General features: G+C 73.1%; 4 protein-coding genes. All 4 read right to left on the bottom strand.

Translation table 11 applies throughout. The features are described from left to right. Positions 1-124: 124 nt before the first annotated feature. Positions 125-997 carry a spermidine synthase gene (locus LCD33_RS27805; protein ID WP_224960580.1) on the bottom strand — a complete coding sequence of 291 codons (873 nt, stop codon included), beginning with the start codon at positions 995-997 and terminating at the stop codon, positions 125-127. A 106-nt stretch (positions 998-1,103) separates the two neighbouring features. Further along, a complete protein-coding gene (gene speD, locus LCD33_RS27800; RefSeq protein WP_224960582.1) occupies positions 1,104-1,505 on the bottom strand; it encodes an adenosylmethionine decarboxylase in 402 nt (133 codons plus the stop codon). 90 nt (positions 1,506-1,595) lie between these two features. Beyond that, the gene (locus tag LCD33_RS27795; RefSeq protein WP_304612926.1) at positions 1,596-2,816 is read right to left on the bottom strand and encodes a type III PLP-dependent enzyme; all 1,221 of its coding nucleotides are present in this window, start codon (positions 2,814-2,816) and stop codon (positions 1,596-1,598) included. Between the two features lie 153 nt (positions 2,817-2,969). Further along, positions 2,970-4,424 carry a PucR family transcriptional regulator ligand-binding domain-containing protein gene (locus LCD33_RS27790; RefSeq protein ID WP_224967852.1) on the bottom strand — a complete coding sequence of 485 codons (1,455 nt, stop codon included), beginning with the start codon at positions 4,422-4,424 and terminating at the stop codon, positions 2,970-2,972. Positions 4,425-4,494: the final 70 nt, after the last annotated feature.

Genomic DNA, 4,494 nt, shown 5'->3' with positions numbered 1-4,494 from the left:
CTCCCGGCCCGCCCGCGCCCCCCCCCCCCCCCCGGGGCCCCCACCGGACCGTGATGCGCCCCCCTCCCCCGCCTGGCCACCCGCCGGCGGCGCGGGGTTCCCGGGGGGGCTCTTCGGCGTTCGCTCAGCCCTGGTTGCGCACCGAGTAGGGCGGGACGGTGCAGCCGATGAGGCTGGCGTCGTCGATGGTGCGCGGCTGGTACTCGCTGTTCGGGAGGTTCTCCAGCATGAGGTTGGTGGGGTCGTCGACCGGTTCGGCGCGGCCGAACAGGAACGCCCACTCGTGCTCGTCGGAGCCGAAGTAGGTGACGGTCTCGAACACCGACCGGAACCGGTTGTAGGCGCGGATCAGCGTTTCGTTGCGCCACACGGTGGGGCAGCCCGCCTGGAAGGCGACGACGCCGCCGGGGGCGAGCACGGTCTGGCAGCGCTGCAGGAATTCGAGGCCGTAGAGCCGGTTGTGCTGGCCGTCGGCGTCGTCCGCGCGTTCGTCGGGCAGGTCCACGACGACGAGGTCGTAGCCTTCCGGCGGGGCCTGTTCCAGGAAGGCCACTCCGTCGCCGAAGTGCAGGGTGATGGGCCCGTCGCCGCGTTGCAGCGCGGGGATCTCGTCGGTGGTGTAGCCGTAGGGCAGGTGCTCGGCGCAGGCCCGGACGCATTCCTCGTCGATGTCGACGTGGTCGACGCGGGTGGCTCCGGCGGCGACGGCGAGCTGGCTGGCGACGCCTTCGCTGGAGCCGATGATGAGCACCCGGTCCAGGTTCGCGGCGAGCAGGAAGCCGGGGACCAGCATGGCCTCGTGGTAGACGAGCTGGGAGAACTCGGTGCTCTGCCGGTCGTCGTCGCAGAACAGCGAGACGCCTTGGTCGGTGCGGCCGATGAGCACGTGCTGGTAGGCGGTGTCGCCTTCCCAGATCACGTCGTCGATGCGCCACAGCCGCCGCATGTCGGCGCCCATGGGTTCGCTGACCCAACGCTGCCCGTCGATTTCGATCAACGGTGCTCCTCCTCGTTACGGCGCCCGGGTCGGGCGGGGGAACGCACTTGTGTGTCCATTGTGGAGGGTGTCCCGCCTGCTCGCGGTCGGCGAGTCGGCGAGCCGGTCACGAGACCAGTTCCGGGTCGTAGTCCCGGCCCCGGCGGATCGTGCGGGTGTTCACCGACGCGGGTCGCAGCGCTTCGGCGAGCAGTTCGACCGCCCGCTCGGGCTGCGCGGTGTTCCCACAGGTGAACACGTCGATGAAGATCGATCCCTCTTCGGGGTAGGTGTGCAGCGACGCATGGGATTCCGACAGCAGCGCCAGCACTGTGACGCCTTGCGGTTCGAACCGCTTGGCGATCACCTGGCACACCGTGGCCTGCGAGCGGCTCAGCGCGCTGTCCAGGGTGTCGCGCAGGAACTGCTCGTCGTCCAGCAGCTGCGCGTCCACACCGTCGAGCTCGGCGAGCACGTGCTGCCCGGTGAACAGACCGACGGGTTGCAGGGTTCCGGCATCGATCGACATCTATCGACCTCCCAACATTTCGCAGATTTCGCGGAGAACGTTCGTGTTGCGCTCCGGGCGCACCGCTGCGGCACGGGCGTGCCGCAGCGGTCAGGGTCGCTCGTGCCCGTCGATGCAACGGGTCGGCAGCGGCGGGAAGCCGTTGAAGCCGACCGAGGCGTAGCTGGCGGTGTAGGCACCGGCGCTGAGCAGGTCCACGGTGTCCCCGGCGCGCAGGGTCAGCGGCAGCTCGTAGCGGGTGCGCTGGTAGATCACGTCGTCGCCGTCGCAGGTGGGTCCGGCGAGCACGACCGGGCCGACCGGGTCGCCGTCGCGGGAGGTGCGCAGCCGGTAGGTGATCGCTTCGCCTTCGGTCTCGGCGAGCCCGTTGTAGCGGCCGACGTCGAGGTAGACCCAGCGGCGTTCGCCGTCGGAGTCCGGGGAGACGAGGACGACTTCGCTGCGCAGCACGCCGGCGTCGCCGACGAGGCGGCGGCCGGGTTCAACGAGCAGTTCGGGCCGGTCGGCGCCGAACTCGCGGTCGAGGGCCTGCTCGATGCGCCGCGCGTAGTCGGTCAGCGGCGGCGCGGCGTCGGTGTAGTGCGCGGGCAGCCCGCCGCCGAGGTTGACCAGTCGCGGCCGGACGCCGTGCTCGGCGGCGCCGCGGAACACTCGGTGGGCGGCGGCGATGCCGTGCTCCCAGGCCGCGGCGTCGTGCTGCTGCGATCCGATGTGGAAGGACACGCCGCACGCGTCGAGGCCGAGTTCGGCGGCGCGGCCGAGCAGCCGGACCGCGGTCTCGGGGGTGCAGCCGAACTTGCGGCCGAACGGGGTGCGGGAGCCGTCGTTGGCGACGAGCACGCGGCAGAACACGCTCGCGCCGGGCGCGGCTTCGGCGATGGCGGTGAGGTCGGCTTCGCTGTCGGTGGCGAACAGCCGGACGCCCTGCGCGTGGGCGCGGGCGATGTCGGCGCGCTTCTTGATGGTGTTGCCGTAGGAGATCGCCGCGGGGTCGGCGCCCTGTTCGAGGCAGAGGTCGATCTCGCCGGGGCTGGCGACGTCGAAGGAGGAGCCGAGCTCGACGAGCGCGGCGACGACTTCGGGCATCGGGTTGGCCTTGACCGCGTAGCAGATCCGCGCGTCCGGCAGTGCGGCTCGCAGTTCCGCGTAGCGCTCCCGCACCGCCGTCAGGTCCATCACCAGGCAAGGGGTGGCGGGTACCGCGCCGTCCAGGTGTTCCCGGATGCGTTCAGCGGAACGTGCCGCGGTTCCGGCGACGTCTCCGTCGCTCGGGCGGTCCGTCACACCGGTGGTGGCGGACTGATCGGTCAATCCCGTTACCTCCGTGGCTTCGCGTCGCGGGGGGCGCGGGGGGGGCGCCCCACCAAGCACGGTACCGGTCGACGCAGCCGATTACGAACCGATCGGGTGAAACATCCCCGGCCGGACGGGCGTTTGTGACGACTCACACGACGCAGCGGCCGATCAGGACGGGCTGTCGTCGAGAAGTTGCAGTGCGAGGTGGAAATCCACTCGTGCGGAGAGATTTCCCAGCTCTCGTCCGGTGATCTGCTCGACCCGGCCGATCCGGTACCGCAACGTGTTCACGTGCACGTGCAGCAGCGCGGCGCAGCGCGACCACGAACCCGAGCACTCCAGGAACACCCGCAGGGTGCGCACCAGATCCGCCGCGTGCGCCTCGTCGTAGGACAACAGCGGCCCCAGCAACCTGTCCCGGTAGGACCGGCGCAACTCCGCGGGCACCGACGCCAGCAGCACCCGGTGCGACGCCAGCGCATCCGCCGTCACCACCGCCGAATCCGGGGCCAGCTCCGCCAGCCGCCGCGCGTGGCCCGCCTCCTCCAGCGCGGAGCGCAAGCCGTCCGCCGCCGCGACGTCGCTGACGCCCGCCCGCAAACCGGCCGCCGGACCCGCCAGCTCCGCGAACCCGCGGAACCGCGCGGGCAGCCCCGCCAGCCGCCGCTCGTCGGCCGCGAACACCGCGACCGCCACCTCCCCCAGCGGCGCCACGACCGACGGTGAACCCGTCGCCGCCGCCAACTCGCGCAGCACCGCGGCCGCGCGCGCCGCACCACCCGGCACCGACAGCTGCACCACCCGCAGCGGTTCCTCCACCGGCACACCTGCCGCGTCCAGCCGCGCCGCCACCTCCGCCGCGCTCGACGTGCCGTCGAGCAGCCTGCGCAGCGCCGACTCCGCGGACCGGCCCGCGATGCGCCGCGCCTGGTCCACGCGGCTGCGCACCAGGGCGACCACGGTCGCGAGTTCCCCGAGCGCCTCCGGTGGGACCGCGCCGGCGCGGGACACCACGAACCAGCGGGCGATGCGCGGCTCACCGCCACCGCCCACCGGGCGGAAGGACCACCCGGCCCGAGTCCCCTCCCCGGACAGGCCGGGGCGCAGGTCGTCCGCGGCCGGCGGCTCCGCGGGACCCGCCAGCACCGCTCCCGCGCCGGACAGCACCCAGCAGCCGGTGCCCAGCTCGGCCGATGCCCGCTCCAGCACCTCGTCCAGCCCGGCGCCCGCCGCCAACGCCGACACCCAGCCCCGGCCCGCCGCCCGGTGCGCGTCCAGGATCCGCTCGGACAACGCGCTGAAGCTGACCGCGACCGGCACCTCCAGCAGCGGGAGGCCGTGTTCCCGGCAGGCGGCCACCAGGTCCGGCGGAGTGCTGCCCAGCCGCGCCGTGCCCGCGGCGACCGCCGCCACGCCCGCCGCCGCGAGCGCGGCGGCGAACCGGGCCGAATCCGCCGGGTCCGCTCGCCACATCAGGCCGGTGACGACCAGCTCGCCGCCGCTCAGGTAGCGGCTCGGGTCGAGCAGGTCGGTGACGTACACGCCGCGGACCACCGGATCCGCCGGGCCGGTGAGCAGCGTCAGACCCAGGTCCGGGTCGTCGACGAGTTCGCTCAGGCGCACGCCGCTCACTCTGCACCGTCCGGGGCGGGCTGTGGAGTCCCGCGGGAGGGAGTGAACGGACCGTTCGTCC

The organism is Saccharopolyspora sp. 7B (genome assembly GCF_020177435.1).
Classification (GTDB): Bacteria; Actinomycetota; Actinomycetes; order Mycobacteriales; family Pseudonocardiaceae; genus Saccharopolyspora_C; species Saccharopolyspora_C gregorii.
The sequence above is the reverse complement of the archived record's forward strand: the minus strand, read 5'-3'. Positions and strand labels throughout refer to the sequence as shown.

What these genes read in the sequence shown, in the direction of transcription:
- speD (WP_224960582.1), bottom strand. Translation starts at nt 1,505, where the DNA reads ATGTCGATCGATGCCGGAACCCTGCAACCCGTCGGTCTGTTCACCGGG.